General features: G+C 66.0%; 27 protein-coding genes. 18 read left to right on the top strand and 9 right to left on the bottom strand.

Annotated elements, in window-relative coordinates; all coding sequences use genetic code 11:
* Positions 1 to 553 precede the first annotated feature (553 nt).
* The gene (locus tag QX124_RS08765; RefSeq protein ID WP_315740864.1) at positions 554 to 958 is read right to left on the bottom strand and encodes a nuclear transport factor 2 family protein; all 405 of its coding nucleotides are present in this window, start codon (positions 956 to 958) and stop codon (positions 554 to 556) included.
* A gap of 315 nt (positions 959 to 1273) precedes the next feature.
* Here QX124_RS08765 and QX124_RS08760 point away from each other — a divergent pair, with 315 nt between their 5' ends.
* Positions 1274 to 1567, top strand: a complete 294-nt coding sequence (locus QX124_RS08760; protein WP_315796913.1) for an HdeA/HdeB family chaperone — start codon at positions 1274 to 1276, stop codon at positions 1565 to 1567.
* Positions 1568 to 1671: 104 nt separating this feature from the next.
* On the opposite strand, the gene QX124_RS08755 is transcribed toward QX124_RS08760, so the two are convergent.
* On the bottom strand, positions 1672 to 2364 hold the full coding sequence (locus QX124_RS08755; protein ID WP_315796912.1) for a phytanoyl-CoA dioxygenase family protein: 693 nt from the start codon (positions 2362 to 2364) through the stop codon (positions 1672 to 1674).
* Positions 2365 to 2677: 313 nt separating this feature from the next.
* Between QX124_RS08755 and QX124_RS08750 the strand changes: the two genes are divergently transcribed.
* Together QX124_RS08750 and QX124_RS08745 are read left to right on the top strand one after the other, a co-directional pair.
* Positions 2678 to 3061 (top strand): hypothetical protein, encoded by a 384-nt coding sequence (locus QX124_RS08750; protein WP_315796911.1) that lies wholly within the window; start codon positions 2678 to 2680, stop codon positions 3059 to 3061.
* Between the two features lie 287 nt (positions 3062 to 3348).
* Complete coding sequence (locus QX124_RS08745; RefSeq protein WP_315782529.1) at positions 3349 to 3606, top strand: hypothetical protein; 258 nt, start codon at positions 3349 to 3351, stop codon at positions 3604 to 3606.
* Positions 3607 to 4029: 423 nt separating this feature from the next.
* Here the strand turns inward: QX124_RS08745 and QX124_RS08740 are convergent, their stop codons facing one another.
* A complete protein-coding gene (locus QX124_RS08740; protein WP_315796910.1) occupies positions 4030 to 5298 on the bottom strand; it encodes a DUF892 family protein in 1269 nt (422 codons plus the stop codon).
* Between the two features lie 461 nt (positions 5299 to 5759).
* Here QX124_RS08740 and QX124_RS08735 point away from each other — a divergent pair, with 461 nt between their 5' ends.
* Both QX124_RS08735 and QX124_RS08730 read left to right on the top strand, forming a co-directional pair.
* Entirely contained in the window at positions 5760 to 6089 is a 330-nt protein-coding gene (locus QX124_RS08735) for a hypothetical protein (protein ID WP_315772931.1), read from the top strand.
* Positions 6089 to 6463 carry a hypothetical protein gene (locus QX124_RS08730; protein WP_315772929.1) on the top strand — a complete coding sequence of 125 codons (375 nt, stop codon included), beginning with the start codon at positions 6089 to 6091 and terminating at the stop codon, positions 6461 to 6463. Before QX124_RS08735 ends, QX124_RS08730 begins: the two co-directional genes overlap by 1 nt.
* Positions 6464 to 6489: 26 nt before the next feature.
* Here the strand turns inward: QX124_RS08730 and QX124_RS08725 are convergent, their stop codons facing one another.
* Positions 6490 to 7302 carry a hypothetical protein gene (locus tag QX124_RS08725; RefSeq protein ID WP_315796909.1) on the bottom strand — a complete coding sequence of 271 codons (813 nt, stop codon included), beginning with the start codon at positions 7300 to 7302 and terminating at the stop codon, positions 6490 to 6492.
* A gap of 252 nt (positions 7303 to 7554) precedes the next feature.
* On the opposite strand from QX124_RS08725, the gene QX124_RS08720 reads away from it, so the two are divergent.
* The gene (locus tag QX124_RS08720; protein ID WP_315796908.1) at positions 7555 to 8319 is read left to right on the top strand and encodes a crotonase/enoyl-CoA hydratase family protein; all 765 of its coding nucleotides are present in this window, start codon (positions 7555 to 7557) and stop codon (positions 8317 to 8319) included.
* Positions 8320 to 8340: 21 nt separating this feature from the next.
* Positions 8341 to 9534 (top strand): N-methyl-L-tryptophan oxidase, encoded by a 1194-nt coding sequence (solA, locus tag QX124_RS08715; protein WP_315796907.1) that lies wholly within the window; start codon positions 8341 to 8343, stop codon positions 9532 to 9534.
* Positions 9535 to 9546: 12 nt separating this feature from the next.
* On the opposite strand, the gene bla is transcribed toward solA, so the two are convergent.
* On the bottom strand, positions 9547 to 10434 hold the full coding sequence (gene bla, locus QX124_RS08710; protein ID WP_315796906.1) for a subclass B3 metallo-beta-lactamase: 888 nt from the start codon (positions 10432 to 10434) through the stop codon (positions 9547 to 9549).
* 107 nt (positions 10435 to 10541) lie between these two features.
* Between bla and QX124_RS08705 the strand changes: the two genes are divergently transcribed.
* The 7 genes from QX124_RS08705 (at position 10542) to QX124_RS08675 (ending at position 19437) form a co-directional block, all read left to right on the top strand.
* The gene (locus QX124_RS08705) at positions 10542 to 12218 is read left to right on the top strand and encodes a bifunctional metallophosphatase/5'-nucleotidase (RefSeq protein ID WP_315796905.1); all 1677 of its coding nucleotides are present in this window, start codon (positions 10542 to 10544) and stop codon (positions 12216 to 12218) included.
* A 111-nt stretch (positions 12219 to 12329) separates the two neighbouring features.
* Complete coding sequence (locus QX124_RS08700; RefSeq protein ID WP_315740876.1) at positions 12330 to 13259, top strand: histone deacetylase family protein; 930 nt, start codon at positions 12330 to 12332, stop codon at positions 13257 to 13259.
* Between the two features lie 102 nt (positions 13260 to 13361).
* Positions 13362 to 13613 (top strand): exodeoxyribonuclease VII small subunit, encoded by a 252-nt coding sequence (locus QX124_RS08695; protein WP_315740877.1) that lies wholly within the window; start codon positions 13362 to 13364, stop codon positions 13611 to 13613.
* Positions 13614 to 14560: 947 nt separating this feature from the next.
* Entirely contained in the window at positions 14561 to 16486 is a 1926-nt protein-coding gene (dxs, locus tag QX124_RS08690) for a 1-deoxy-D-xylulose-5-phosphate synthase (RefSeq protein ID WP_315740878.1), read from the top strand.
* A 32-nt stretch (positions 16487 to 16518) separates the two neighbouring features.
* The gene (locus QX124_RS08685) at positions 16519 to 17079 is read left to right on the top strand and encodes a nucleoside 2-deoxyribosyltransferase (protein WP_315740879.1); all 561 of its coding nucleotides are present in this window, start codon (positions 16519 to 16521) and stop codon (positions 17077 to 17079) included.
* 392 nt (positions 17080 to 17471) lie between these two features.
* Positions 17472 to 18209 carry a TlyA family RNA methyltransferase gene (locus QX124_RS08680; protein ID WP_315796904.1) on the top strand — a complete coding sequence of 246 codons (738 nt, stop codon included), beginning with the start codon at positions 17472 to 17474 and terminating at the stop codon, positions 18207 to 18209.
* The gene (locus QX124_RS08675; RefSeq protein ID WP_315796903.1) at positions 18202 to 19437 is read left to right on the top strand and encodes a class I SAM-dependent RNA methyltransferase; all 1236 of its coding nucleotides are present in this window, start codon (positions 18202 to 18204) and stop codon (positions 19435 to 19437) included. The genes QX124_RS08680 and QX124_RS08675 overlap by 8 nt, the downstream gene beginning before the upstream one ends.
* 105 nt (positions 19438 to 19542) lie before the next feature.
* Here the strand turns inward: QX124_RS08675 and QX124_RS08670 are convergent, their stop codons facing one another.
* A complete protein-coding gene (locus QX124_RS08670) occupies positions 19543 to 20115 on the bottom strand; it encodes a septal ring lytic transglycosylase RlpA family protein (RefSeq protein ID WP_315740882.1) in 573 nt (190 codons plus the stop codon).
* Between the two features lie 199 nt (positions 20116 to 20314).
* On the opposite strand from QX124_RS08670, the gene QX124_RS08665 reads away from it, so the two are divergent.
* A complete protein-coding gene (locus QX124_RS08665) occupies positions 20315 to 20638 on the top strand; it encodes a nucleotidyltransferase domain-containing protein (protein WP_315796902.1) in 324 nt (107 codons plus the stop codon).
* A 77-nt stretch (positions 20639 to 20715) separates the two neighbouring features.
* Complete coding sequence (locus QX124_RS08660) at positions 20716 to 21156, top strand: hypothetical protein (protein WP_315796901.1); 441 nt, start codon at positions 20716 to 20718, stop codon at positions 21154 to 21156.
* A 67-nt stretch (positions 21157 to 21223) separates the two neighbouring features.
* On the opposite strand, the gene QX124_RS08655 is transcribed toward QX124_RS08660, so the two are convergent.
* Positions 21224 to 22078 carry a DUF1194 domain-containing protein gene (locus tag QX124_RS08655; RefSeq protein WP_315796900.1) on the bottom strand — a complete coding sequence of 285 codons (855 nt, stop codon included), beginning with the start codon at positions 22076 to 22078 and terminating at the stop codon, positions 21224 to 21226.
* A 225-nt stretch (positions 22079 to 22303) separates the two neighbouring features.
* Here QX124_RS08655 and clpS point away from each other — a divergent pair, with 225 nt between their 5' ends.
* Positions 22304 to 22609, top strand: a complete 306-nt coding sequence (clpS, locus tag QX124_RS08650; protein ID WP_035654766.1) for an ATP-dependent Clp protease adapter ClpS — start codon at positions 22304 to 22306, stop codon at positions 22607 to 22609.
* A gap of 12 nt (positions 22610 to 22621) precedes the next feature.
* On the opposite strand, the gene QX124_RS08645 is transcribed toward clpS, so the two are convergent.
* Complete coding sequence (locus QX124_RS08645; RefSeq protein ID WP_315796899.1) at positions 22622 to 23812, bottom strand: adenylate/guanylate cyclase domain-containing protein; 1191 nt, start codon at positions 23810 to 23812, stop codon at positions 22622 to 22624.
* A 400-nt stretch (positions 23813 to 24212) separates the two neighbouring features.
* On the opposite strand from QX124_RS08645, the gene QX124_RS08635 reads away from it, so the two are divergent.
* Positions 24213 to 24974 carry a hypothetical protein gene (locus QX124_RS08635; protein ID WP_315796898.1) on the top strand — a complete coding sequence of 254 codons (762 nt, stop codon included), beginning with the start codon at positions 24213 to 24215 and terminating at the stop codon, positions 24972 to 24974.
* On the opposite strand, the gene aroC is transcribed toward QX124_RS08635, so the two are convergent.
* Entirely contained in the window at positions 24975 to 26060 is a 1086-nt protein-coding gene (aroC, locus tag QX124_RS08630) for a chorismate synthase (protein WP_315740888.1), read from the bottom strand.
* Positions 26061 to 26144 lie beyond the last annotated feature (84 nt).

Raw genomic sequence — 26144 nt, 5'->3', positions numbered from 1 at the left:
ACCCGGCCTTCCCCGCGCGATGGTTTTAACGGGCTATAGCGCGCTCTTCCTGGTGCACCGGGCTTTCTGGCCACCATATCGCGACAATGCGCTTCTCGCGCATTGCGCTGGATACTAGCATCGGAGTATCGGAACCACGCGCCTTCACCGTCCGCAGGCTAACGTTCGTCCGTGCCAACAGCACTGCGCCGCCCGCGTCCACCGCATCCCGCTGCCAACGTCCGTGACGACCGCGAACCGTCCCCTACCGTGCAACGGGATGCGCGAACCATAATGCTGATTTGGGCAAGCCGCAAAGCGATTTATGTTTTTCAGAACGACTTGACAGGGGTTGGCCCGACCGAGCTGATTTGGCCGACGGGTCGGAAGCGCGCTTCCCTGCACTCCGGCAAACCGGAAGGAACCAGGTCGATTGCCGATAAAGTTCAAGCCCTGCCCCAGTCAGCCATTCACTTCCGGGACAATGTTCATTTCCGGGACAATGATCCGACGCCGCACCACGCAGGTCGCAGTGCGAGCCGCTCTGGTGGTCGCCACGTAGCGCTCAACCGGCTTACGACGCCATCGTCTGGATGAGCGCCGTGTCGGCGAACTCTATTAGTTCGACGATCTTCCCATCCTGAATTCTGAAGAGGTCGAGTATCTCGGTTTCCCGCGTCATATTCGTCGGACAGCTTCGCACGGTGAGGCGGGAACGCACGGCCACGCGATCGTTGTCCACCAGTTCGGTCAGGATATTTCGCTGCGCGAACTCGAACGTATCGATGAGCTTGGCCAAGCCCTCCTTGACTTGGGGGTGACCACACATGCACCCCAACATTTTGGTGGCGTTCCGGTCGCCAGCCAGTGTGAACACCACGTCCGGATGACACTCTGCCATCAGGTCGTCCAACGCCCCCGTGTCGCGCGCCTTGTATGCGCGCCTGACCTGCTCGAGGAGTACTTCGCGATTTTCCATCGGCACCTCCCAAAGTTCAGCACGAAGACCTTAGCTGGTCATTGATCTACTTGCAATTGAGTCAATCGAAAACTTCGCCTTCAACTGTGCTCGCTTACCTCGGAGAGATGGAGCGAGCATGGGCCAGCTAGCCGAAGGCGTAGCCCGCCGCGCTTCCTCTGATTGAAACCGCTGCCGTTCTTGACTTCCGCCATCGATCCAGCCAGCTCTATCTGCTCAGGTGCCGGCTCGACCATGGTCACGCAGTTCGGCTCCTCATTCGCGAAGCCTCTGCATAGTTCGTTGTTTTTCACCAAATCCATTCGGAGCAAGAATATGAAATCTGTCGTTGCGACGTTGTTTGCCACGGCCCTGATGCTGTCGTCCGCGCCGGCGTCGGCCGTCGTTCTCGATCTCTCCACCATGAGCTGCAAGCAGTTCGTCGAGAGCGGCGACGACGGTATCAAGATGGTGCTGATCTGGCTCGACGGCTGGTACAAGGGCGACCAGGACGAGGCGATCTTCGACACCGAGGTATTCGTCGAGAACGCCAAGAAGTTCGGCAAGTACTGCGCCGAGCATCCGACGGTCAGCATCGTCACCGCGGCGGAGAAGATCCTCGGCAAATAGGCAAATAGGATGGCTGCGGATCGTCAGCGCGCAGGCGAATGAACACGCTTTCCGCCCGCACGCCACCGCAGGTGACTTTGCGGCTGCTCGGCCCCTCTCTTCGTCTAGACCCCGAGCCACTCCAGCCCGCCCGGCAGTTCGTCCGCGGCAAAATCGATCTGCAGCACCCGGCGATGGCCGGGCTGGGTTGAGGGCTCCGAAGCGTGCAGGATCGGCGTCGCGTAGAGCCAGATGTCACCGACGTCGGCGCAGCACGTCGCCGTGCCACAACGCGCGACCGTCGCGGCCACATCGCCTTCCGGAATGCGACCGAGGCGGTGCGAGCCTGGAGCGATCAGCAGCGGCGCGTTGCCGTCCGGCACGACGTCGAGATGGACGCGCAGGGTGACCATGCGCGCGAGCACCTCATAGGGCGGCGCGACGTGTTGCAGGCCCCCCTTGATGGTCCAGGGCCCGAACCCGGTGACCTCGATGCGCTCGCGGACGACGATGGTGCGGTCCTGATGCCAGGGCACGGCCCAGTTCGACGCGGCCGTCTTGTCGAAATAGACCGCCCGCACCGGGCGAGTGGCGTCACCGAGAACCGCGGCAGCGGCGGCGCCGACCGGTCCGGCATTGGCGAGGAACGGCCTGAGCGCCGCGACGCCGTGCAGCCGGCTGCCCGCCTGCTCCGGTGCGTGGCCGGACAGCACCTCGAAGAGAGCGCGCAGGGCGGACGCATCGAGCGCGGCCGCGATGTGCAGCGCACCCGTTTCCGCGACGAGTGAGGCTTGCTGGGGAGAGAGTGCGACGGTCATGCGTGAGGGAGACTAGAGCGCGGCGCCGGCGCTTGGCAATCACTCTCCCCGCTCTTCGCCATCAGTCCGAACTTGCGCCGGGAGAGCAAGAGAGGCGCGAAGGTGATCCGCAACGTCTCGGTGTGCCACCCTGCGACAGAAGACTATACCGCGGACGGCGCGGCTGGCCGCAAGTTTCGATGCCCCCGCATGAAGACCGCAGCATCCGGACACACTCAGACGCAACTCATTGCGCCAGCTTGGCGCGGAGGCTGCGTTGAAGAAGCGTGCCGCGCCCCGTGCGGCACCCGCCCTTTCTTCATGCGAGAGTCCCATGTCGATCAGCTCCGTCACGACGCCCCTCGCGGCGCCTTCGTCGCAAACCACCTCGGCCACATCATCCACCTCGGCGACGTCTGCGACGTCATCCTCGTCGGCCACGAGCTCGGCTGACAGCACGTCGGAAAGCTCCTCCGGCAGCGGCGGCTCGTCGTCGGGCAAGACCGTCGTCAGCGACGTCTCGATCACGCTCGACGGCGTCACCACCACGACGATCACCTATTCCGACGGTTCGACCGAGGTGACCAAGACTGCCGCCAGCTCGGACGGCAGCAGCAAGGGCGCGCAGACCTACAACGCGCAAGGCGCGACCAACGGCGCCGCGAGCAACGGCGTCTCGGGCAGCGCGGGCACGGCGAGCTCGACCGTGACGACCTGAGGCCTCGCAGGACGCGCGACACGCCTTCGCTCAGGGCTGATGATGCCGTCTCGACCAGAGGCGTAGGTTCCGAAGCCGGAACCGTTCGATCTCTCAACACTGTCAGGGCGGCACGGGGACAGGCCATTCCGCCCGGCGACGGTTGCAAGCGATGCTCAACCGTCACGTCCGGTGACACCGCGAAGCCACACTGCGCTGATGATGTCACGCGCGTGTCATTGTTAATTTGCGCCCTCGCTCCGAGTCACGCCTGTTAGCAGGCAGCTGCGACAATGGGGAGGATGTCGATGTTGCGGGGTGCGATCGGTGCGGGGATTCTGATCCTGGCGATGGGGTCCGAGGTACAGGCGGCCAACGAGGCCGGTCCTGAGACCCGGATGTCCTGCTCGGAGGTGCGCTACTACGTGGAGAAATACACGGCCGAGGTGGCCGAGATGTATGCGCGCAGCCGCGGCGCCACCGATGCGCAGATCAGCCGGGCGCGGCGCTGCCTGTCGACGAACCATTTCCGCAGGGCGGAGCGGGTGCACAGCTATACGGAGTAAGCGGGCGAAAGATTCGCAAGGGATGGCTCTCGTCCGGCCATGATCGCCTGTGGTTATGGAATCCGGGCTCCCGCGCGCCGCGTCGAACGGCTGCGCCGTTCGCGCGTGAATGCCAGGGAATGACGGCCGGGGAGAGAGCGGCGCTCGCAAGATGCAGAGCATATCGGCCGAAGGCGTGACGCTCGACCCCTCCTTCAGGGCACACGCGGCGCCCTGAAAAAGGTCGTCATACCCCGCGCAGGCGGGGTATCCAGTACGCCGCGGCGTCTCGACTGAAGTCGACCGTTTCGGAGTACTCGATCGCCCGCCTGCGCGGGCGATGACAGTTGTTGTGACGCAATGTCTGCACTGCGCTCCACGGTGGCGTCTGCGCGCCACGGCGGCCTGCATGGCGCAAGCGCCGCGCAGGTCCCGCTCCCCACCTCACGCCTGCTCGATCGCGGCCGGCATCTTGGCGACCGACATCAAGCAGCGCGCGACCTGGTTGAGGAGCTGATCGGCAGTCTCCTCCTCGGCCAGCGACTTCGACAGCAGCGCGACGACGGCGCTGTGGCGGAGCTGGGAGGCGAGATTGCGCGCGGTCGTGTAGCCCGACATCTCGTAGTGCTCGACGCGCTGCGCGGCGCCGATCAGCGCAAGGTCGGCGGCGGCGTCCTCCTTGTCCTCGGCCTGGGTCATGATCTCCTGGCCCTCCTCGATGAGGCCCATCATGCCCTTGCAGGGCTTTGCCCGCGGCGTCTTGCCGAGCAGCTCGAAGCATTCGTTGATGCGCTCGATCTGCGCTTCGGTCTCGACCAGATGCTGCTCGAACAATTCGCGCAGCTGATCGAAGCGCGCGGCCTCGGCCATCTTCGGCAGCGCCTTGGTGAGCTGCTTCTCGGCATGGAGAATGTCGCGCAGCTCGTCCATCAGCAGATCGCTCAGGCCGGATTCGTCGGCCGGCGGCGAGCTTTCGGTGACGATCGACGACGCCGCGCCGGGCTCACCGGCTTGGATCGCCGGCGACTCCGTGAAGACCCAGTCGCCGCCCTCGTTCCAGGGGCCGCGGGTATCGATCTCGCCATGATCGCCGGCCCCCGTGGAATCGTTGAAGAACTGGTCGACCAGGCCCGGCGTCGGCGCGAGGCGGCCGATGCTGAAGGCCGGCTTGCCCATGCTCTCGAGCGCCAGCGCGAACGCCTTCATGTGGGTGATCTCGCGCGTCATCAGGAACTGCAGCGCGTCCTTGGTGCCGGCATCGTCGGTGAAGTTGATCAGCCGCTCGTAGACGATCTTGGCGCGCGCCTCGGCGGCGATGTTGCTGCGCAGGTCGACGTCGAGCTCGCCGGTGATCTTCAGATAATCGGCGGTCCAGGCATTGCCTTGCGAGTTGAACAGGTTCACACCGCCACCGCCGGCAATCGCGATCAAGGGATCGGCCTCGGCGGCCTCGCGATCGAACTTCGACGGCTTCAGATGCAGACGCGCCAGGGTGCCGACGACCTCGAGATGGCTGAGCTCCTCGGTGCCGATGTCCATCAACAGGTCCTTGCGGTCGGGATCCTCGCAGTTGAGGCCCTGGATCGAGTACTGCATGGCGGCGGCGAGCTCGCCATTGGCGCCGCCGAACTGCTCAAGCAGCATGTTGCCGAAGCGCGGATCGGGCTCGTCGACACGAACCGTGAACATCAGCTTCTTGACGTGGTGATACATCGGGGGCCTCGGAGCGTTGGAGGGGACGCAGTCATGTCCGAACGGCCCGACCACATGGTTGTTCCTTACCTCTCGCCCCGGAACCCGAGCGCCGGCTGCCTGCGCCGGTCGCTTCTTATGCACACTGTCGCACTATAGGCGGGCGCAGACGACACCCCGGCAACGGACCTGTGGGACCGGCGCGCGCAAGCATCTGCGCCGGCTACCGCCATACATCCTGTTGGCAGCTCGACGACTGCCTCTTGCTAAGCTTTTCCCTGCTCGCCTAAGCTGTTCCGCTGGAGAGTGACATGTTGATGCGAACACCGGCCAGGGAGAAGCCAGGTCTCGGCGCGCGAGTCCGCCGGGTCATCGCGCGACTCCGCGACCACGCATCGTCATTCACGTCATCATCGCCCGCGAATGGGGCGACACTGCGGAAGCCGTCCTACGTTGTCGACGATGAGCCTGACGACAGCAATATGGACGTCGCGTTGGCGGCGCTGATCGATCAGATCGAACGTCCGGCGCGCACGCCGCCACCACGGTTTCCGAGTCTCGCGCGCGTCACGTCATCGCGCCAGGCGCCGCACATCCCGGTGTACGAGCGGCCACCCTATTTCGACGTCGCGCCGCGCCCCGTCGAGGTCGAGCCGCGGCGGATGGCCTATGATGAGGCCGTCGAGCGCATCGTGCCCGAGGACGAACTGTCGGAACTGCGCAAGGATCTGATGAGCGCGATCTCGGCGCGGCTCGGATCGCCGGAGGACCATCTGGCGACGATCAGGACCCTGCTGAGGTCGGTGAAGTAATGTGGGGCCGCAGCAATATCGGCAAGACGGTCGAGGAGCTGACCGATCATCTGCGGCTGGTCGATCATGTCCGCGCGCTGCAGGACGGCCAGAAGGAGATCGCCGAGGCGATCAGGGCGGTCAACAACCGCCTGACCTCGATCGAGGCCGAGTTCAGGGTGCTCAAGGCGGAGACCCAGCGCGACGCGTTGCGCGAGGTGCAGCATGCCGTGCAGGGCGTTCAGGGCTCCGTGCATGACGAGCTGACCCGCATGGCGACGCGGCTGATCGTGCTCGAGCAGGCACTGCGGCGCGAGGCTGTCCGACAGCAGGCATCGCCGGCCGCCGGCCCGCGCCCGCCGGCTGCCCCGCCCCGCCCGGACGGATCACGCTGAGGCGCGACAACTGGACCGCGGCAGACTCAGCGCAACTTTGCCGAGCGGCTTGCAATCTCGATGATGACGCTGCCGCTCTTGGCGTAACCGTCCGGCACAAAGGCTTCACCCGGTGCGAGTTCGCGCATGTCCTCCGCGTCCTTCGGCTTCGGAAAGCCCTTGGCGCAGGCCGTGCTGATCGTCTCGCGATCGGCGTAGCTGGCGGCGGCGACCACGCTGCCGGGGGTTGGCCCGGCCGCGAGCTTCGACAGGCCGAAATATTTGAGCCGCTCCGAACAGCTAACGATGTTGGTCAGGTAGGCTCCCGTCGTGTCCTCGGCCTGCAGCAGAAAATCGTAGGACATTTCGATGGACCCGCCGCTGGCACTGGCGAAGCCGACGCGCGCCACGCCGGTCTCGACCGCCCCCTGCCCCATATGCCCGGTCAGGCAGACGAGCACGTCCTGCGCTTCGTCCCTGGTGGTGGAGATGACGCATTCATTCACCTGCATGCCCGGCTGGAAGCCGCGAAATTTGTAGGCGCCGCCGACCTGCTCGAACACGACCACGCCGCCGAAATCGGTCGCGTGCGGCTCGCAGCCGCTGCCATAGCTCACGACCAGCAGCGGATTGCTGGAGGCCAGGAAACGTCCCTGCTGCCGCTCCGGCTTCAGGGTGACGTCACAGCGGCGCCCCTGGGAGTCGGGATAGGATCTGGCGCGCTTGCAGGTGGTGCCCGCGATCGCGCCGGGCGCGCAGAACAGCGACAGCAGCGCGCGGTTGGTGGCGGCAGCCTCAGCGATCCCCGGGAAGGCGTGACAGAGCAGCAGCGACAGCAGCACTGAAAAGACCTTGGTCATCGAATTGCCTTGCAAAAGATCGCAGTTCTGCGCGGGACGATAGCGGACACCGATGCTGTTGCAAACCACTCGTAAACCACGGCGAGTATCATGGCGAGCGCTCGCCTGCGATCACGCCCGCATTCCCTCCGCGACCAATGACCGCTTCAGCCCTTGGCGCGACCAGCGGATGATGTAGGCTGCGGCGAGATGCAGGACTGGACAAATTGATCGGCGGCAACGCAGCGGCCGGCGCACACGCATGAGGGGCCCATGACCGACCATCTGATCGTGACCGACGAGGGCGAGACGCGGACGATCAAGCTCAGGCGCCCGGAGAAGAAGAACGCGATCACCCAGGCCATGTATCTCGGCATGAGCGATGCGATCGACACCGCGCAGAACAATCCGCTGGTGCGATGCATCATCATCACCGGCGGCTCTGGCGTGTTCACGGCCGGCAACGACCTCGAGGACTTCCTGCATGCGGGGTCGGCCGGCAACGACGCCGCGCGCACCTCGGCGGCGACCAAGTTCCTGTATTCGCTGGCGCATAACGTCAAGCCGATCATCGCCGCGGTCGACGGCGTCGCGATCGGCATCGGCACGACGATGCTGTTCCATTGCGATTACGTGCTGGCCTCCACCACGGCGACGTTCTCGACGCCCTTCATCCATCTCGGCCTGGTGCCGGAGGGCGCCTCGAGCCTGTTGATGCCGCAGACCATGGGCTATCAGCGGGCGTTTGCGATGCTGGTGATGGGGCGCACCATGACCGCGGCGGATGCGCAGATCGCCGGCTTCGTCAACACGGTGGTGGCGCCGGGCCACACCGAGGTCGAGGCGCACAAGGTGGCGCGCGACATCTGCCGGCTGCCGGCCGAGGCGGTGGCGATCGGGCGCAAGCTGATCCGCACCGCGCCGGACGAATTGACCCGGCGCATCGACCAGGAGGCCTATCTGTTCGCCGAGCGCATGACCTCCGAGGAGGCGGTCAGCGCGTTCAAGGCGTTCCTATCGCGCAAGAAGAAGAAATGAGCGAGGCCGCGGCGGGCGCGCATGGCGCAGTTTGATGTCATCGTGATCGGCTGCGGCGCGGTCGGCAGCGCCGCCGTGCTGCATCTCGCCAAGGCCGGGAGGCGCGTGCTGGGCATCGACCGCTTCCAGCCGCCGCACCGCTTCGGCTCGACCCATGGCGAGACCCGCATCACCCGCGCGGCAATCGGCGAAGGCGTCGACTACACGCCGCTGGCGCAGCGCTCGCACGCGATCTGGCGCGCGCTGGAGCGAGAAACCAGCACGCGGCTGTTCGAACAATGCGGCTGCCTGTTCATTCCGAGCCAGCACGGCGGCGAGGTCCACGGCGTCAGCAGCGCGCAGTTCTTCAGCAACATCGAAACCGCGGCGCGGCTGCACGGCGTCGACGGCGAGACGCTTTCCGCGGAGCGGTTGCGCGCGGATTATCCGGCCTTTGCCACCGCGCCCGGCGATCGCGCCTTTCTCGATCGAGAAGGCGGCTATCTCCTGGTCGAGGACTGCGTGCGCACCGAGCTCGCGGTCGCCGCGCGCCATGGCGCCGAGTTGCTGACCGGCCGGCGCGTCACCTCGTTCCGCCGCGCTGCGGGCGGGCTCACCGTGACCATGGACGACGGCACGACGGCGTCGGCCGACAAATTGATCGTCACCACCGGACCATGGATCACCGAGATGATCGCGCCGCTGCGCCGCCGCGTCCACGTCACCCGGCAAGTGCTGTACTGGTTCGAGCTCCTGTCCAATCCGCAGCATTTTGGACCGGGCACGCCGGTGTTCATCTGGGACGTCACCGGCCGCGATCGCGCGGCCTCCGACATCTATGGCTTTCCCTGGCTGGGCTCGCAGGACAATGGCGTGAAGATCGCAAATGAAGTGATGACCGGCGAGACCGATCCCGACGACGCGGCGCGCGAGGTGACCGCGGACGAAATCGCCGCGACCTATGAGACCTATGTCCGCCCCTTCGTGCCGGATCTCGGCCCGCGCTGCCTGCGCAGCGAGGTCTGCCTCTATACCAACGCGCCGGGCGGCCGCTTCGTCATCGACCACGATCCGGGTGACGCCGACGTGATCTACGCCTCGGCCTGCTCGGGCCACGGCTTCAAGCATTCGCCGGCCGTCGGCGAAGCGCTCGCGGCGATGGCCCGGGGCGAGACGCCGTGCGTCGACCTCTCCGGCTTCACACTGGACCGGCTCGCCGCCGCCGATCCAGCATAGCGGACGCCGCAACTACTTTGCGGACTGCAGCGCAGCCGTCTGCTTGGCGAGGCCTTCGTTGAACTGCGTCTCGAGCTTGTCGAGATAGGCGTTGAATTCACCCGGCTTGACGAACGGGTTGGGCGCGCCGTCGGCAATCTTCGCTCGCTTTCCGGCCATGTCGTACATCTCCGGATGCGGCGCCAGCAGGATGTCGGGATGCGCCGTCTTGGCCCAGGCGAAGGTCTTCTTGTAATCGTCGACGATGCCCGGATAGGTGGGACGGCCGACCAGCCGGTTCAGCGCCACGGTGGCGCTGCAGAAGAAGATCAGGCTGCGGGTGGCGTCGCCATCCTTCACGTCGGTCGTCCAGCTGGTGCAGCCCGGCGAATGGCCCGGCGTCTCGTGCGCCGTCAAGGTGACGCCGCCGAGCGTCACGGTGTCACCCTCGCGTACGGCGCGGTCGACCTTGACCGGCGGGAAGCCGAGATAGCGCTCCTCCTCGCGGCCCGGATAGAAGCCGCCTTCCAGCAGCGGCACGTCCTTGGCGCCCGCCACCATCTGCGCCCCGGTCTCCTGCTTGATTTGCGCCAGCCCGCCGGTGTGGTCGATATGGGCGTGGGTGTTGAGGATGTATTTGATGTCGGCGACCTTGAAGCCGAGCTTGCCGATGCTGGCCTCGATCTGTGCGGTCGATTCCGGCATCACGGTATCGATCAGGATGTGGCCCTGCGGTGTGGTGATCAGGTAGGAGGCGAGCCCGTTGGTGCCGACGTAATAGACGTTGTCGATCACCTTGAACGGCTCGGTCGGCTTATTCCACGCCGCGACCATCTGCTTCATCAGGTCCGGCAGCGATTGCGCTGCAGCGGAGCCGGCCACGAGCGACAGTGTGGCGGCGAGCAGCATCATTCTTTTCATTCCGGCCTCCCGATGTATTGTTGTTGTGAAATCATTTTATGTCATTGCGACCGCGGCGGGGCAATCGCGCTTCGTCCCGCGGCCCCTGCATCACACGTGACCCTGCCATGAGCCGTCTCTCCCGCTTCGCCCTCGCCTGCCTGCTGACCGGTGCCGCCGTTGCCAGCATCGCCGGCCCGCCGGCATCGGCCGAGGACGAGCCGGTGGCGTTGCGCATCCTCGCCATCAACGACTTCCACGGCAATCTGAAGCCGCCCTCCTCCGGCATCCGCGTCGCCGATCCCGCCGATCCAACCAAGACCACCGTCGTTCCTGCCGGCGGCGCCGAGCACATGGCGAGCCTCGTCAAGCTGCTCGCCGACGGCCAGCCCAACACGATCTTCGTCGCCGCCGGCGACCTGATCGGCGCGAGCCCGTTCCTGTCGGCGATGTTCCACGACGAGCCGACCATCGAATCGATGTCTCAGATGGGACTCGCGCTGTCGGCGGTCGGCAACCACGAGTTCGACGAGGGCAAGGCCGAGCTGTTGCGGATGCAGAACGGCGGCTGCCATCCGACCGATGGCTGCGGCGGGCCGCAGCCGTTCACCGGCGCCAAATTCCATTATCTCGCGGCGTCGACGTTCCTCGCCGGCACCGACAAGACGGTGTTTCCGCCCTATGAGATCCGCACCTTCGAGGACATCCCGGTCGCCTTCATCGGGCTGACGTTGAAAGGGACCGCCGGCATCATCTCGCCGGCGAGCGCGGCCGGCCTCGACTTCCGCAACGAGGCCGAGAGCGTCAACGCGCTGATCCCGGAATTGAAGGCCAAGGGCGTGCAGGCGATCGTCGTGCTGATCCACGAGGGCGGCTGGCCCTCGGGCGGCATGAACGAATGCCCCGGACTGTCCGGACCGATCGTCGACATCGTCAAGGAGCTCGACAGCGCCGTCGACATCGTCATCTCCGGCCATACCCATCAGGCCTATGTCTGCACCATCGACAAGCGGCTCGTCACCTCGGGCGACAAGTTCGGCACGCTGGTGACGGCGATCGACGTCAAGCTCGACCGCACCACGCGCGACGTGATCAGCGCCACCGCGACGAACATCGTCGTCGACACCACCCTGCCGAAGGATCCGGCGCAGACCGCGCTGATCGACGCCTATGAGAAGCTCTCCGCCCCTTACGCCAACCGCCCCGCCGGCGTGCTCGCCGCGACACTGTCGCGGCTGCCGAACGCCTCCGGCGAGAGCGTGCTCGGCGACGTCATCGCCGATGCCCAGCTCGCAGCGACAGCCGCGGCGGACAAGGGAAGCGCGGTCATCGCGATGACCAATCCCGGCGGCATCCGGACCGATCTCGTTCGCCGCGACGGCGGCGCGGTGACCTATGCCGACGTGTTCGCGAGCCAGCCGTTTCGCAACCAGCTGACGACGGTCACCCTGACCGGCGCCGAGATCAAGGCCGCGCTGGAGCAGCAATGGCTCGACCCGGCGCGGCCGCGCATCCTGCAGGTCTCCAGCGGTTTCTCCTATGCCTTCGATGCGAAACAGTCCGCGGGCGCTCGGATCGACGCCGCCAGCATGATGCTCGACGGCAAGGCCATCGACCTCGCCGCGTCCTACCGGGTCACCATCAACAACTACCTTGCGCTCGGCGGCGACGGCTTCACCGCGTTCAAGAGCGGCCGCGATCCGATCACGGGACCCTATGACGACGAGGCGCTGTTCGCCTATCTCAAGTCCAATAGCCCGCTGGCCCCGCCGCCGCGCGGCCGCATCATCAACAAGGCTTCGTGACGCCTGCCGCGCCCGCCGGAAAGCCGGTCATATCGCCCGCGGGGCTCTTTCCGAGGCTGCGTTCAGCGCATAGATTGGGCACTCCCGCAACGCGCGAGTGGCAGAGCCCTGATGTCGACGCTGTATCTCTCTCATGAAGCCTGCCTCGATCACGCCACGCCGTCCGGCCACCCAGAGCGCGCCGACCGCCTGCGGGCGGTCGAGGAGGCCCTGACCGAGGAGCGCTTCGCCCTGCTCGACCGCGACGAGGCCCCGGAGGCCGATATCGAGCTGGCCCTGCTCTGCCACAACGAGCACTACGTCACCGAGCTGCGCCAGATGGCCCCGACCTCGGGCATCATCTATCTCGACGGCGACACCTCGATGTCGCCGGGCACCTGGGAAGCCGTGATGCGCGGCGTCGGCGGCGCCGTCGCGGCAACCGAATCCGTGATGTCCGGCCGCCACCGCAACGCCTTCGTCGCGGTGCGCCCACCCGGGCACCATGCCGAGATCGCAAAGCCGATGGGCTTCTGCTTCTTCGACAATGTCGCGATCGCGGCACGCTATGCCCAGCGCACCTTCGGCATCGAGCGCGCCGCCATCGTCGATTTCGACGTCCACCACGGCAACGGAACCCAGGACATCTTCTGGGCCGACAAGAGCGTGATGTACTGCTCGACCCACCAGATGCCGCTGTTCCCGGGCACCGGCGCCCGCGGCGAGCGCGGCGAGCACGACACCATCGTCAACGCGCCGCTGGCCTCCGAGGACGGCAGCCTCGAGTTCCGCTCCGCCTTCGAAAACCTGATCCTGCCGCAGCTCACCAAGTTCAGCCCCGAGCTCGTGATGATCTCGGCCGGCTTCGACGCCCATTACCGCGACCCGTTGGCGTCGCTGAACCTGCGGGCGGAGGATTTCGGCTGGGTCACCCGCAAGCTGATGGATCTCGCCGACAAATCCGCCGGCGGGCGGGTCGTTTCGGTCCTGGAAGGCGGCTATGACCTTCAGGGACTTAAAGAATCCGTCTCGGCCCACGTTGCGGCCCTGACCGGGGCGTGATCCCCAGGTTCCAGCCGATCCCACCCTCGGCGGGGCCTGACATGGCCGCGACCGGGGTGTAAAAGCACGGCCCCGGAGTTGAGTGAGCTGCAGGGAACCCGCATGGCGGACAACACCGTAACCGACGTCAAGAAGCTGTCGTTCGAGCGCGCGATCGAGGAGCTGGAATCGATCGTGAAGCGGCTCGAGGACGGCAAGGTGCCGCTCGAGGAGTCGGTGGCGATCTATGAGCGCGGCGAAGCACTGAAGCGGCGCTGCGAGGAGCTGCTGCGCCAGGCGGAGGCCCGGGTCGAGAAGATCACGACCGACGCCAGCGGCCATGCGACGGGAACCGTGCCGCTCGACGTGCAATAGCGGCTTGCGGCCGAACAGCCCTCTCCGAGCAACAGTCCGGATTTATTTCGCTGCCGCCGGGCGCGAGTTGACGCGGGCAAAGCGCGCCTCTCAATCGTGCAATTCAGCCGCAGATCGGTGCAACTGCATCGAAGAGCTCGGCCGCGAGGTGCCCCTCGGCGAAGTCTCGGCCGCCGCGTTGGCCACTTGAGACCCAGAGGTGCGTCCTTCGTTTACCATGCGACACGATTTGAATCGGCAGTTCGCCCCTGATCCTGTGATCGTGCCGATCCAGGTCCGCGATCATCCGGCGCAATCATGACGACGTGCTTCGCTCGCAGCTCTTTCGCATCGACTTGACGGCCAACGAAAGGCCGCACGCCGACGACTTCTTCATGATCGTCTACGGACCAATCCCTTACGCGAACGCATGGCTCACGGCGCCGCGGCGTGCGCAATCACCGCATCGGCGGATTTTGCGCCGCGGGAAAAGGCCTGGACCGAGCCGGCTTCCCCGGTCTATTCCGGAGCGCCGGCTGCCGTCGATTTGAGCAGTTGAATGGAACCTCCGGCACGCCGCCGCGGTTGAGAGGTGGCGCAAGGGTACCGTTTGCGGGCTTGCCAACTCCCATCGGGTTGGCTTTAAGACGCACTTTGGTGTAAAGCTTCTCGCAACTGCGGGTTTTTGGAAGTGTTTATCCTCTCTGGAGAGAGGAAACTAAGCGCTTGCAGGAGCTAGCAAAACTGACTTGGCTGAACGACTTGGCGATCTTGGGCGACTAACGAGGACGGCAAGGCCACCAAGAGTGACTTACATCACATAGATCGATCCGAAACCCGGCTAGTCTCCGGACTGCGGCTTCGATCCGCGCGGATGTCACCTTCAAGACTTCAGGTTTCGCCGCCCGTTACGATGAACCTCTCAGATGTCGGCCCTTGAACCCGACCTGCAAAATTGGAATGTCACCGTGACCACATTTAGTAAGACGCCGCTTCTCGACACCATCAAGACTCCGGAAGATCTGCGCCGGCTGAAGGTCGAGCAGGTCCGGCAGGTCGCCGACGAATTGCGCCAGGAGACCATCGACGCGGTCTCGGTAACCGGCGGTCATTTCGGCGCGGGTCTCGGCGTGGTCGAGCTGACCACGGCCATCCACTATGTTTTCGACACGCCGCGCGACCGCCTGATCTGGGACGTCGGCCACCAAGCCTATCCGCACAAGATCCTGACCGGTCGCCGCGACCGTATCCGCACCTTGCGCACCGGCGGCGGCCTCTCCGGGTTCACCAAACGCGCCGAGAGCGACTACGATCCGTTCGGCGCCGCGCACTCGTCGACCTCGATTTCCGCCGGCCTCGGCATGGCGGTTGCGCGCGACCTGTCGGGCGGCAAGAACAACGTGATCGCCGTGATCGGCGACGGCGCGATGTCCGCCGGCATGGCCTATGAAGCCATGAACAATGCCGGCGCGATGAACTCGCGCCTGATCGTGATCCTCAACGACAACGACATGTCGATCGCGCCGCCGGTCGGGGCGATGTCGGCCTATCTGTCCCGCCTCTACTCGGGCAAGACCTACCGCACCCTTCGCGATGCCGCCAAGCAGCTCGGCCAGCATCTGCCCAAGGTGATCGCCAACCGCGCCAGCCGCGTCGAGGAATATTCCCGCGGCTTCATGATGGACGGCGGCACGCTGTTCGAGGAGCTCGGCTTCTATTATGTCGGCCCGATCGACGGCCATAACCTCGACCACCTGCTTCCCGTGCTGAAGAACGTCCGCGACATGGAGACCGGCCCGATCCTGGTCCACGTCGTGACCCAGAAGGGCAAGGGCTACTCGCCCGCGGAAGCGGCGGCCGACAAATATCACGCGGTGGCCAAGTTCGACATCGCCACCGGCACCCAGGCCAAGGCCAAGCCGAACGCGCCGGCCTATCAGAACGTGTTCGGCCAGAGCCTGGTCAAGGAAGCCGAGAAGGACGACAAGATCGTCGGCATCACCGCCGCGATGCCCTCGGGCACCGGCATCGACATCTTCGCCAAGGCGTTCCCGAAGCGCACCTTCGACGTCGGCATCGCCGAGCAGCATGCCGTGACCTTCGCCGCCGGCCTCGCGGCCGAAGGCTACAAGCCGTTCTGCGCGATCTACTCGACCTTCCTGCAGCGCGGCTACGACCAGATCGTGCACGACGTCTGCATCCAGAGCCTGCCGGTCCGCTTCGCGATCGATCGCGCCGGCCTGGTCGGCGCCGACGGCGCGACCCATGCCGGCTCCTTCGACAACGCCTATCTCGGCTGCCTGCCGAACATGGTGATCATGGCGGCCTCCGACGAAGCCGAGCTGGTGCACATGGTGGCGACCCAGGTCGCGATCAACGACCGGCCGAGCTCGGTGCGCTATCCGCGCGGCGAAGGCCGCGGCGTCGAAATGCCCGAGGTTGGCGTTCCGCTGCCGATCGGCAAGGGCCGCATGATCCGCCAGGGCAAGCAGGTCGCCCTGCTCTCCTTCGGCACCCGGCTCGCCGAGTGCGAGAAGGCGGCCGACGAGCTCGCCGCACACGGCCTGTCCGCCTCGATCGCCGATGCGCGCTTCATGAAGCCGCTCGACGAAGAGCTGGTGCTGAAGCTCGCCCGCGAGCACGACATCCTGATCACGATCGAGGAAGGCTCTGTCGGTGGCTTCGGCTCGCACGTAATGCAGTATCTCTCCGATCAGGGCATGCTCGACGGCGGCCTGAAGATGCGCACCATGGTGCTGCCGGACGAGTTCCAGGACCACGACACGCCGGCGGCGATGTACGCCCGCGCCGGGCTGGACGCCAAGGGCATCGTCCGCAAGGTGTTCGAGGCGCTCGGCAAGGATTACACGACCGAGTCGGTCAAGCTCGCCTGAGGCGAGCTTGCGTCCCGCCGTGGTGGTGAGCCATGAAGATCTATCTGGCAGGTCCCGACGTGTTCCTGCCGGATGCCATTGAAATCGGCCGGCGGAAAGTCGCGATCTGCGATCGCCATGGCTTGATCGGCCGCTACCCCCTCGACAACAGCGTTGACCTCGCCTCCTCCGACGCCTCGCGCCAGATCTTCCATGGCAACGAGGCGATGATGGACGACGCCGATGCCATCATCGCCAATCTCACGCCGTTCCGCGGGCCCGGCGCCGATGCCGGCACCGTCTACGAGCTCGGCTACATGGCGGGCCGCGGCAAGCTCTGCCTGGGCTATTGCAACGATCCCGCCGTCTATGCCGACTGCGCCCGCCGCTTCACGACGGTGACGGAGCAGGACGGCCGCCTGGTCGATGCCGAGGGCCTGACGGTCGAGGATTTCGGCCTGCCCGACAACCTGATGATGATCCACGCGCTCGACCTGTACGGTGCCCCGCTGGTCCTCCCGCGCGAGCGGTCGGGGGATGTGTGGCACGACCTGGCGGCGTTCGAGATCTGCGTGAAGCTGGCGGCGGAGCGGCTCCTCGGCAAGACGCCGTAGGGTGGGCAAAGCGGCGCCGTCAGGCGACGCGTGCCCACCGTGGATCCGCGCCCACAATCGAAATGGTGGGCACGGCGCGTCAATTGCGATACGAGCTTGCGGAGCGGCCGGTGCACGCGCCTTTGCCCACCCTACGAACTCACTATATGGGGCGCGATCTCGCCTCACACCACTGTCGTCCCGGCCTAGTGCGCAATTGCGCACGCGGCGCCGGGACCCGACCACAGGACGTCATGTTGGGCAGACTCGTAGTTGCCATCTCCCTACAAACTAAGTCCTGTGGTTATGGGTCCCGGGTCGGCGCATCAACGCGCGATGCGCGCTGATGCTTGCCCGGGACGACACTGAATTTGGTGTGCGTGCTCAACAATTCATGACGACTGATCAAACTCATGCCCCCTGCCCGCAAACGCGCTGATATCCTGCTCGTCGAACGCGGCCTGTTCGAGAGCCGCGCGCGGGCGCAGGCGGCGATCGAGGCTGGGCTCGTGTTCGCAAACGACAAGCAGGTCGGCAAAGCCTCGGAGAGCATCCCAGTTGATTCCGTGCTGCAGGCGGAGCCGGCGCATCCCTGGGTGTCGCGTGGCGGAGTCAAGCTTGCGGCAGCACTGGAGCATTGCGGCATCGAGGTCGAGGACCATGTCTGCCTCGACGTCGGCGCCTCCACCGGCGGCTTCACCGAGGTGCTGCTGGCCAATGGCGCGGCTGTCGTGTTCGCCGTCGATGTCGGCCGCGACCAATTGCATCCCTCGCTGCGCAATCATCCGAAGATCGTGTCGATGGAGCAGACCGACATCCGCAGCTATGACGGCAAGCGCCTGCCGCAGCGCCCCGACATCGTCGTGATCGACTGCAGCTTCATCTCGCTCAAGGCGGTGCTGCCGGTCGCATTGTCGCTCGCGGCCTCGCCGATGAGCCTGCTGGCGCTGATCAAGCCGCAATTCGAGGCGAAGGGCGCACACGGCAAGGGCGGCATCATCAAGGATGCAGCGGTGCACGCCGCCGTCTGCGACGACATCGCCACCTTCGCCGCCTCGCTCGGCTGCAGTGACATCGAGATCTTCCCATCATCGATCAAGGGCGGCGACGGCAACGCCGAGTTCTTCCTGGGAGCACGCCGTCATGGTTGAGCGTCTCGTCATCGACCATGTCGGCCATCGCGGCGACGGCGCCTCGCTGTCATCGGGCGAGGCGCTTTACGTGCCCTATACGCTCGCCGGCGAGACCGTCGAGGCGGCCGTCGTTCCCGGCCATCCCGATCGCCGCAAGCTGCTCGCGGTGGAAATTCCGAGCCCCGAGCGGATCGCGCCGTTCTGTCCGCATTTCGGCGTCTGCGGCGGCTGCGCCATCCAGCACTGGGCGCCCGAGCCCTATCAGCAGTGGAAGCGCAACATCATCGTCGAGACGCTACGGGCGGCCAAGGTCGATTGCGACGTGGCCGATCTGATCGATGCCCACGGCACCGGCCGACGCCGGGCCACCTTCCACGCCCGGATGGGCACGCACGAGGTTCTCCGCGTCGGATTCTCGGCAGCCAACAGCCACGACATCGTTCCGATCGACCGCTGTCCGATCCTCGACCCCGCGCTGGACGGTGCGCTGGAAGCCGCGTGGGCGCTGGCGGAGGCGCTGAAGCCGACCGGCAAGCCGCTCGACATCCAGGCGACCGCGACAAGCAACGGCCTCGACATCGACATCCGCGGCTCCGGCCCGCTGCCGCCGCCGCGCGTCGCGGCCCTGTCCCGCCTCGCCGAACAGCACCGGCTGGCGCGGCTGACCCGCCATGGCGAGTTGGTGCTGATGCGCAATGCGCCCGTGGTCACGATGGGTACGGCACAGGTGACGCTGCCGCCCGGCTCGTTCCTGCAGGCCACCGTGCAAGGCGAGGAGACGCTGGCGCAATTGGTGCTGGAGCGGATCGGCAAAGCCAAGCACGTCGCCGACCTGTTCTGCGGCGTCGGCCCGTTCGCGCTCCGGCTCGCTACGCGGGTGCGCGTCACCGCCATGGACAATGATGCCGGCTCGGTCGCGGCGCTGCAGAAGGCGGCCGGTACGCCCGGCCTGAAGCCGATCAAGGCCGAAACGCGCGACCTGTTCCGCCGTCCCCTGATGCCGCCGGAATTGCGCGACATCGACGCTGTCGTATTCGACCCACCGCGCCAAGGCGCTCAGGCGCAGGCCAGGCAGCTCGCGGCCAGCAAGGTGCCGGTGATCGTCGCGGTGTCCTGCAACGTGACGACGTTCGCGCGCGATGTGCGCATGCTGATCGACGGCGGCTACAGGCTCGAGACCGTGGTGCCGGTCGACCAATTCCGCCACACGCCGCATGTGGAGCTGGTGGCACGGCTGGTGCGGTGAGCTGATCTCGATGCCTGCACGTCATCGCGAGCGAAGCGGCGAAGCAACGCAGGCATTCTTCTTGGCCCTGGATCCTTCGCTACGCTCGCGATGACGAGGACATGTCTACCTGACCACGCTGACCTTCACCGGCGCGACGCCGGAGTTGACCATGCCGAGCGCCTGTGCGGCTGAGTAGGACACGTCGACCACCCGCCCCTGCACGAACGGTCCGCGATCATTGACGCGCACCACCACGGAGCGGCCGGTCTTGACGTTGGTGACCTGCAGCCGGGTGCCGAACGGCAGGCTGCGATGCGCGGCCGTCAGCTCGGAGGGATTGAAGCGCTCGCCGCTCGCGGTCTTCTGGCCTTCCGAATAGTAGCTGGCGAGACCGGACGCTCCGGAGTGCGCCGGCGGCGGGCTGAGCTCGGCCCGCCGGACGCGCACCACTGACTCCGGCGCCGTCTCCGCACGCTGCACCTGCGGCCGGAATTCGGCTCCGGCTTGCTTCGTCGGCGCCGCCCAGCGCGCCTGCCGGACCGCCGATGATTGCGCGCAGGCTGCGAGCGAAGCCGCCGCCGCACACACCAGCGCTGCCCTGAGAAGTTGGCAAGCGAGCCCTGCACGCGGACCTTGGATGACTGACGAGCGCCTGACGCGCTGCGCGGGATGGGCTGTCCGGTCGATGATACGCATGTTCTGTGCGCCTCCGCCTCAACCCGCTCATGGTCGCGGCCCAATCGCGGCAGCACGGTGGCAAAGGGAAATTTGCGAGAGGTGCAACCTATGGTTTTTGGAAGATTGTGGCTTAATGGCAACAGATCAGCCTGAACGGCGGCCCTGTGGAGTTTTTCCACGCAAGAACTTCATACTGTCATGCTGGGAGAACACGTGAATGCCTGACCCGCTGCTGACCCGCATCGTTGGCGAACTTGCCGATGTCCCGGGACTGCGCGCCATCGCGCTCGGTGGATCACGTGCGCGCGGCACCGCGCAGGCGGGCTCGGACTACGACGTCGGGCTCTACATCGCATCCAGGCACGACCTCGACACCGACGCGCTGCGCGAAGCAGTGCGGCGGCTCGTCGACGCCCCGCAAACGGTCGAACTGACGGCGGTCGGCGGCTGGGACAGTGGGTCGTCGGCGGCGGCTGGCTCAGAATCGACGGGCACAAGGTCGACCTGCTCTATCGCGAGATCGATGCAGTCGGCGGCGTGATCGACGACTGCCGGAAAGGGCGGATCGAGATGCACTACCAGCCAGGCCATCCGCATGGCTTCGTCTCGGCGATCTGGATGGGCGAGGTCGCGCTCTGCCGCCCGCTGCACGATCCCGCGCAACTGCTGGCGGGACTGAAGTCGCGCTGCACGCCCTATCCGCGCCGCCTGCGCGACGCGATTATTGCGCGCTTCCAGTGGGAAATCGCATTCAGCATCGATAATGCCGAGTTGGCTGTCGGGCGTGGCGACCATACCCACGTCGCGGGCTGCGCCTATCGCGCCCTCGCCTGCCTTGCGCAGGTGCTGTTTGCGGTCAACGGGCGCTACCTGATCAACGAGAAGGGTGCGCTCAAGGAGGCCGCGACGTTTGGACTGGCGCTCGGCGGTCTCGCGGCGCGCGTGGAGTTCATCTGGCAATCGATCGGCAATGGCGAATTCGGTGCGGCGCTCCGCAGCCTGCGGGAGGTCGAGGCCGAATTGAAACAGGCGTTGGTCCATGCTGCGACGGCCGGCTGAGATCGGCGGCGCCTTACCAATCAAGCCTCCCCGCGCGCTCGTCTGCTCGGCAGCCCGGGCCTGCTGGTCACCGCCCCCAGCGGTCCTGCCAGATCTTCTCGCCGATCGTGCAGGACACGCGCGGCTCCTTGTCGGCATCGTCGGCGACCGGCACGATGCGCGGCGGCGGTGTACGTCCGGCGACCTCCATCAGCAGCTTGGTGCGGATGGCTTCCTTGAATTCGTCGCGGCTCTTGATCGTCACCACGAACGAGCCGTGGCCGCCGGTCACGCAATCCTTGTAGTAGAGATCGAGATTCTCGATATCCATCGTCGAGTAGGACGGCTCCTTGACCATGATCGGCAGGCCGTTGATCGTGATGCCCTTGTCGACGGCCTCGTCGCGCGCGATCGTCACCGGTGAGGGACCATTGTTGTTGGGCCCGTCGCCGGAGATGTCGATGACGCGGCGCAGCCCGCGATAGGGATTCTCATCGAACAGCGGCATGGCAAAGTAGATCGCGCCGGAGATCGAGGTGCGCGACGCGCGGCGGATCGGCGTCTTCATGATCTCGGCGGCCACGGCGTCGGCGCTTTCAGGTCCGTCGATGAGGCGCCAGGGAATGATGATCTTCTGGTCGCTCGAAGCCGCCCATTCGAAATAGGTCACGGCGATGCGGCCGTGCACGCCGCTCTTCAGCGCCTGCAGGAACTCGCGCGAGCTGAGCGCCTGGGCGTAGCCTTCGCGCTGGATCGCCAGCTCGTCCAGATCCATCGAGTAGGACACATCGACGGCGAGGATCAGCTCGACGTCGACGGACGCTTCCTTCTCGCTCAGTGGCTGCGCCGGCTGGGTCCTCGGCGCTGCCACGACGGTGGCGACGTCGCCGCCGGCCAAGGCGCCCGCCAGACACGCCACCCCGATCGAGATCCACCAGCGCATGAGCTGCCCTCCAATCGCGTCTGATGATGGTGACATGCAATCCGCAGACAGCAAAGCGGGAACGCACACATCCATTCACATTCCGGTTAGTCCCCGGGGTTTGCCCGGATGTCAGGCAGCTGCGTGCGCCCATCGCGCAAGGCATGCAGCCCGTGGTTTCCCGGAGCAGCCGAAGCCTGTATCGTGGCCCGACTGCCGCATCAGGAACACAGGCGCGCCCTTAGAATGAACGATGCCGTCACCAAGCCCAAGACGAAGGTACGCACCAAGACCGAGCGTCCGCGGCTCTACAAGGTGATCCTCGTCAACGACGATTTCACGCCGCGCGATTTCGTGGTGATGATCCTGAAGGCGGAATTCCGCATGACCGAGGACCAGGCCTACAAGGTCATGATCACGGCCCATAAGCTCGGCGTCTGCGTGGTGGCCGTGTTCACCAAGGACGTCGCCGAGACCAAGGCGACGCGCGCGACCGATGCCGGCCGCGCCAAGGGATACCCGCTGCTGTTCACTACCGAGCCGGAGACCTGAGCCGGCGGCGAACTAATTCCCTTCCTCACGCAGCCCATACACACGTTGTGCGGTCGCGAGGCCAGCGATCGGAAATTCACCGAGATCGGTCCAGAGATCGGTCAGCGGCTCGGGACAGGCGCCGGCAAAGGCCTCGGACGCGACCACCGTCCGCTGCAGCCGCGCGGCCATCTTCTCCAACCGTGCGGCGAGATTGACGGCTGGGCCGATGCAGGTGAAGTCGAGCCGGTTGCCGCCGCCGATATTGCCATAGAGCAACCGTCCGACATGCAGGGCGACGCCGAAGCGAAAGCGCTCGACCCGGCCGCCAACCGCATATTCCAGCGCATCGACACTGGCGCGCGAGGTCCGCGCCGCCGAGAGCACGCGCCCGCAGACCGCGCTCGGATCACCGTCCTGCTCGGGAATCGGAAACACCGCGAGCAGACCGTCGCCCATGAACTTCAACACTTCGCCGCCCTGCTCCCGGATCGCGGCAACTTGGCAGTCGAAGTAGTTGTTGAGGATCTCGACCACGTCTTCGGCCGGCAGCCGGTCCGACAACGGCGTGAAGCCGCGCAGATCCGACAGCCAGATCGCCGCATCCATCGTATCGGTATGGCCGCGGCGGATCTGGCCGCCGAGAATGCGCTCGCCGGCGCTGTTGCCGACATAGGTGTCCAGCAGCATCGAGGCAGTCCGGCGCAGCGTGACGATCTCGGTGTAGCGTGCCAGGGCCGGCATCAGCGACCGGATTGCGTTCACGTGCTGCTCGCTGAAGCCACGGGGATCCCTCGTGGTCCAGCTCGAGGCATGGATCGCCCGATCGACGAAGGTCAAGGGCAGCGCGAGATAGTCGGTCGCCCCCTCGGCGCGCACATCCATCAGGATCGGAAAGCGCTCGGCCTCCGAGCCGCGAGGATCAGCCCTGAATTCCGCCCCGCTCTCGAACACGAGCGCGAGCGGGCTGCTCCTGTAAATCGGGCGGCTCTCAAAGCCGAAATCAACGGTGGAGGTCTCGACCTCCGCTCCCGGCCGCCAGATGAAGCTGCGGCCCGCAATGTCCGGATGCAGGGTGCGGACGAACACGCCGACGCGCCACAACGGCACACCGAGCCCGAGCAGCCGCTCGCAGCATTCGGACATCATCTGGCCCGGCGTCGCTGCGGACCGCGCACCGTCGACCAGCCAGTCCTTGATGTCCCGCAGCTTGGACGTGTCCATGGGCCTACATTAGGCGAGCGGCGTGACGACGGCAAACTGTCGAGGCGAGCCCATCCCTACCCGACCTGACCGCGATGGCACAGCAAATGGTCGGCGAGGACGCAGGCCATCATCGCCTCGCCCATGGGCATCTCGCCTGGCGCAGCTTCAGGATCGAGGAGGTCGACTTGACCGCGAAGCGCATCACGGGCCGACCGTTTCGCTCGGCTCGTGCACAGACCATGCGCTGGCGATCAGCCAGGAGATGAACTCCAGATACGTGGTCCGGTCCATGGCGCGAGGTCAGGCCAAGAGCGGCGAGCCCGATAGCTCATGCGGACATCGGGGCCGCGCTCAGCGTGCTGACAATTTTAGTCATTGGCGAGAACGGGCATTCAGCCCCACGCAGTATCATGGCGGCATGAAAGAGAGCCTCCGCAGCGCGCCATCCACCATCGTTCCTCAGACCTCCTTCGGACCGCTCCGGCTGCTGCCCGCATTGCCATGGCTGATCCTTGCTGCGGCGATGCGGGTGATCGCCTTCGCTGGCGGCCCCGCCAGCCTGCCCGCCCTGATCGTTGCAGCGGTCGCGGTGCTGCACGCCTTCATCGTCACGGCGCAGCGTTGCATCGAGGCAAGCGGCGGGACCAGCGGCCTGGGCGACCTGACCTTGGGCGAGCAGTTCAGGCTCTCATTGGCGGTGCTGTGGCGGATCGCGTTGCTCATGGTCATCGCCACGCTGGCGCTGGCGTTCACGCCCTATGCAGCGCGGAGCCATCACCTGATGGCCGGGCTGGATGGCATGGCCTTCGACCAGTTAACTCATCTCGGCCGGTTCTGGAGCGCATTCATCGCAGCCCTGGTGCTGCTGATGATCCTTCAAGCCGAGCGGAACAACGGCCGGACTGCGTTCTTCCCGGCACTCGGTGAGTTCGCCCGGCGCGTTCTATGGCTCGGCACCGCCGTGCTGGTGCTGGGCCTGGTCAACATCGGACTGGGCCACGGTCAGAATGCCGTGCGCAGCATGATCTGGACGTTCGGACAGACCGACGCCACCCAGTTCGCCAAGAACCTGATCTTCTTCGTCTTCATCTTCTCGTTCGCGATGCTGCGACTCTGGGTGACGCTCTCGATCGTCACCTTCGGACTGAAGGCATCGTATGTATACGGCGAGAGCGACTAGCTAGCCCACCTGGCCGCGATGGCGCAGCAGGTGATCGGCCAGCACGCAAGCCATCATCGCCTCGCCGACCGGAACCGCGCGGATGCCAACGCACGGGTCGTGCCGGCCCTTGGTCAGGATCTCGGTCTCCTGGCCTGAGCGGTCGACGGTCTGGCGCGGGGTGAGGATCGACGAGGTCGGCTTGACTGCGAAGCGCAGCACGATCGGCTGCCCCGTGGCGATGCCGCCGAGGATGCCGCCGGCATTGTTGGAGAGGAAGCGCGTGCCGTCATTGGCCGAGCGCATCTCGTCGGCATTCTCCTCGCCGGTCAGCTCGGCGGCGCCGAAGCCGGCGCCGATCTCGACGCCCTTCACCGCATTGATGCTCATCATCGCCGCGGCGAGTTCGGCATCGAGCTTGCCGTAGAGCGGCGCGCCAAGTCCCGCCGGCACGCCCTCGGCGACGATCTCGAGCACGGCGCCGATCGACGAGCCGGACTTCCTGATGCCGTCGAGATAGTCCTCGAAGAACGCCGCCTTGTCCTTGTCGGGGCAGAAGAAGGGATTGCGCGCGACCTCGTCCCAGTCCCAGTTGCCGCGGTCGATCTTGTGCGGGCCCATCTGCACCAGCGCGCCGCGCACCTTCACGTCCGGCAGGACCTTGCGCGCGACGGCGCCGGCCGCAACGCGCGTCGCGGTCTCGCGCGCCGAGGAGCGGCCGCCGCCGCGATAGTCGCGCAGGCCATATTTGGCTTCATAGGTGAAATCGGCGTGACCCGGACGAAACTTGTCCTTGATCTCGGAATAGTCCTTGGAGCGCTGGTCGGTGTTCTCGATCAGGAGCGCAATCGGCGTGCCCGTGGTGACCTGCGCTCCCGTGTCGGGATCGGCCATCACGCCGGACAGGATCTTCACCTGGTCCGGCTCCTGGCGCTGGGTGGTGAAGCGCGACTGGCCGGGACGGCGGCGGTCGAGATCACGCTGGATCTCCTCGGCCGTCAGCGGAATGCGTGGCGGACAGCCGTCGACGACGCAGCCGATGGCGACGCCATGGCTCTCGCCGAAGGTGGTGACGCGGAACATGTGGCCGAAGGTGTTGAAGGACATGAGCTGATCACCCAATCGGAAAAACCGTCATTCCGGGATGGTCCGAAGGACCAGACCCGGACTCTCGAGATTCCGGGTTCGCCT

It is taken from the genome of Bradyrhizobium sp. SZCCHNRI3043 (assembly GCF_032377735.1).
Lineage (GTDB): Bacteria > Pseudomonadota > Alphaproteobacteria > Rhizobiales > Xanthobacteraceae > Bradyrhizobium.
Note: the sequence above shows the minus strand (reverse complement) of the source record. Positions and strands in the feature narration are given on the sequence as shown.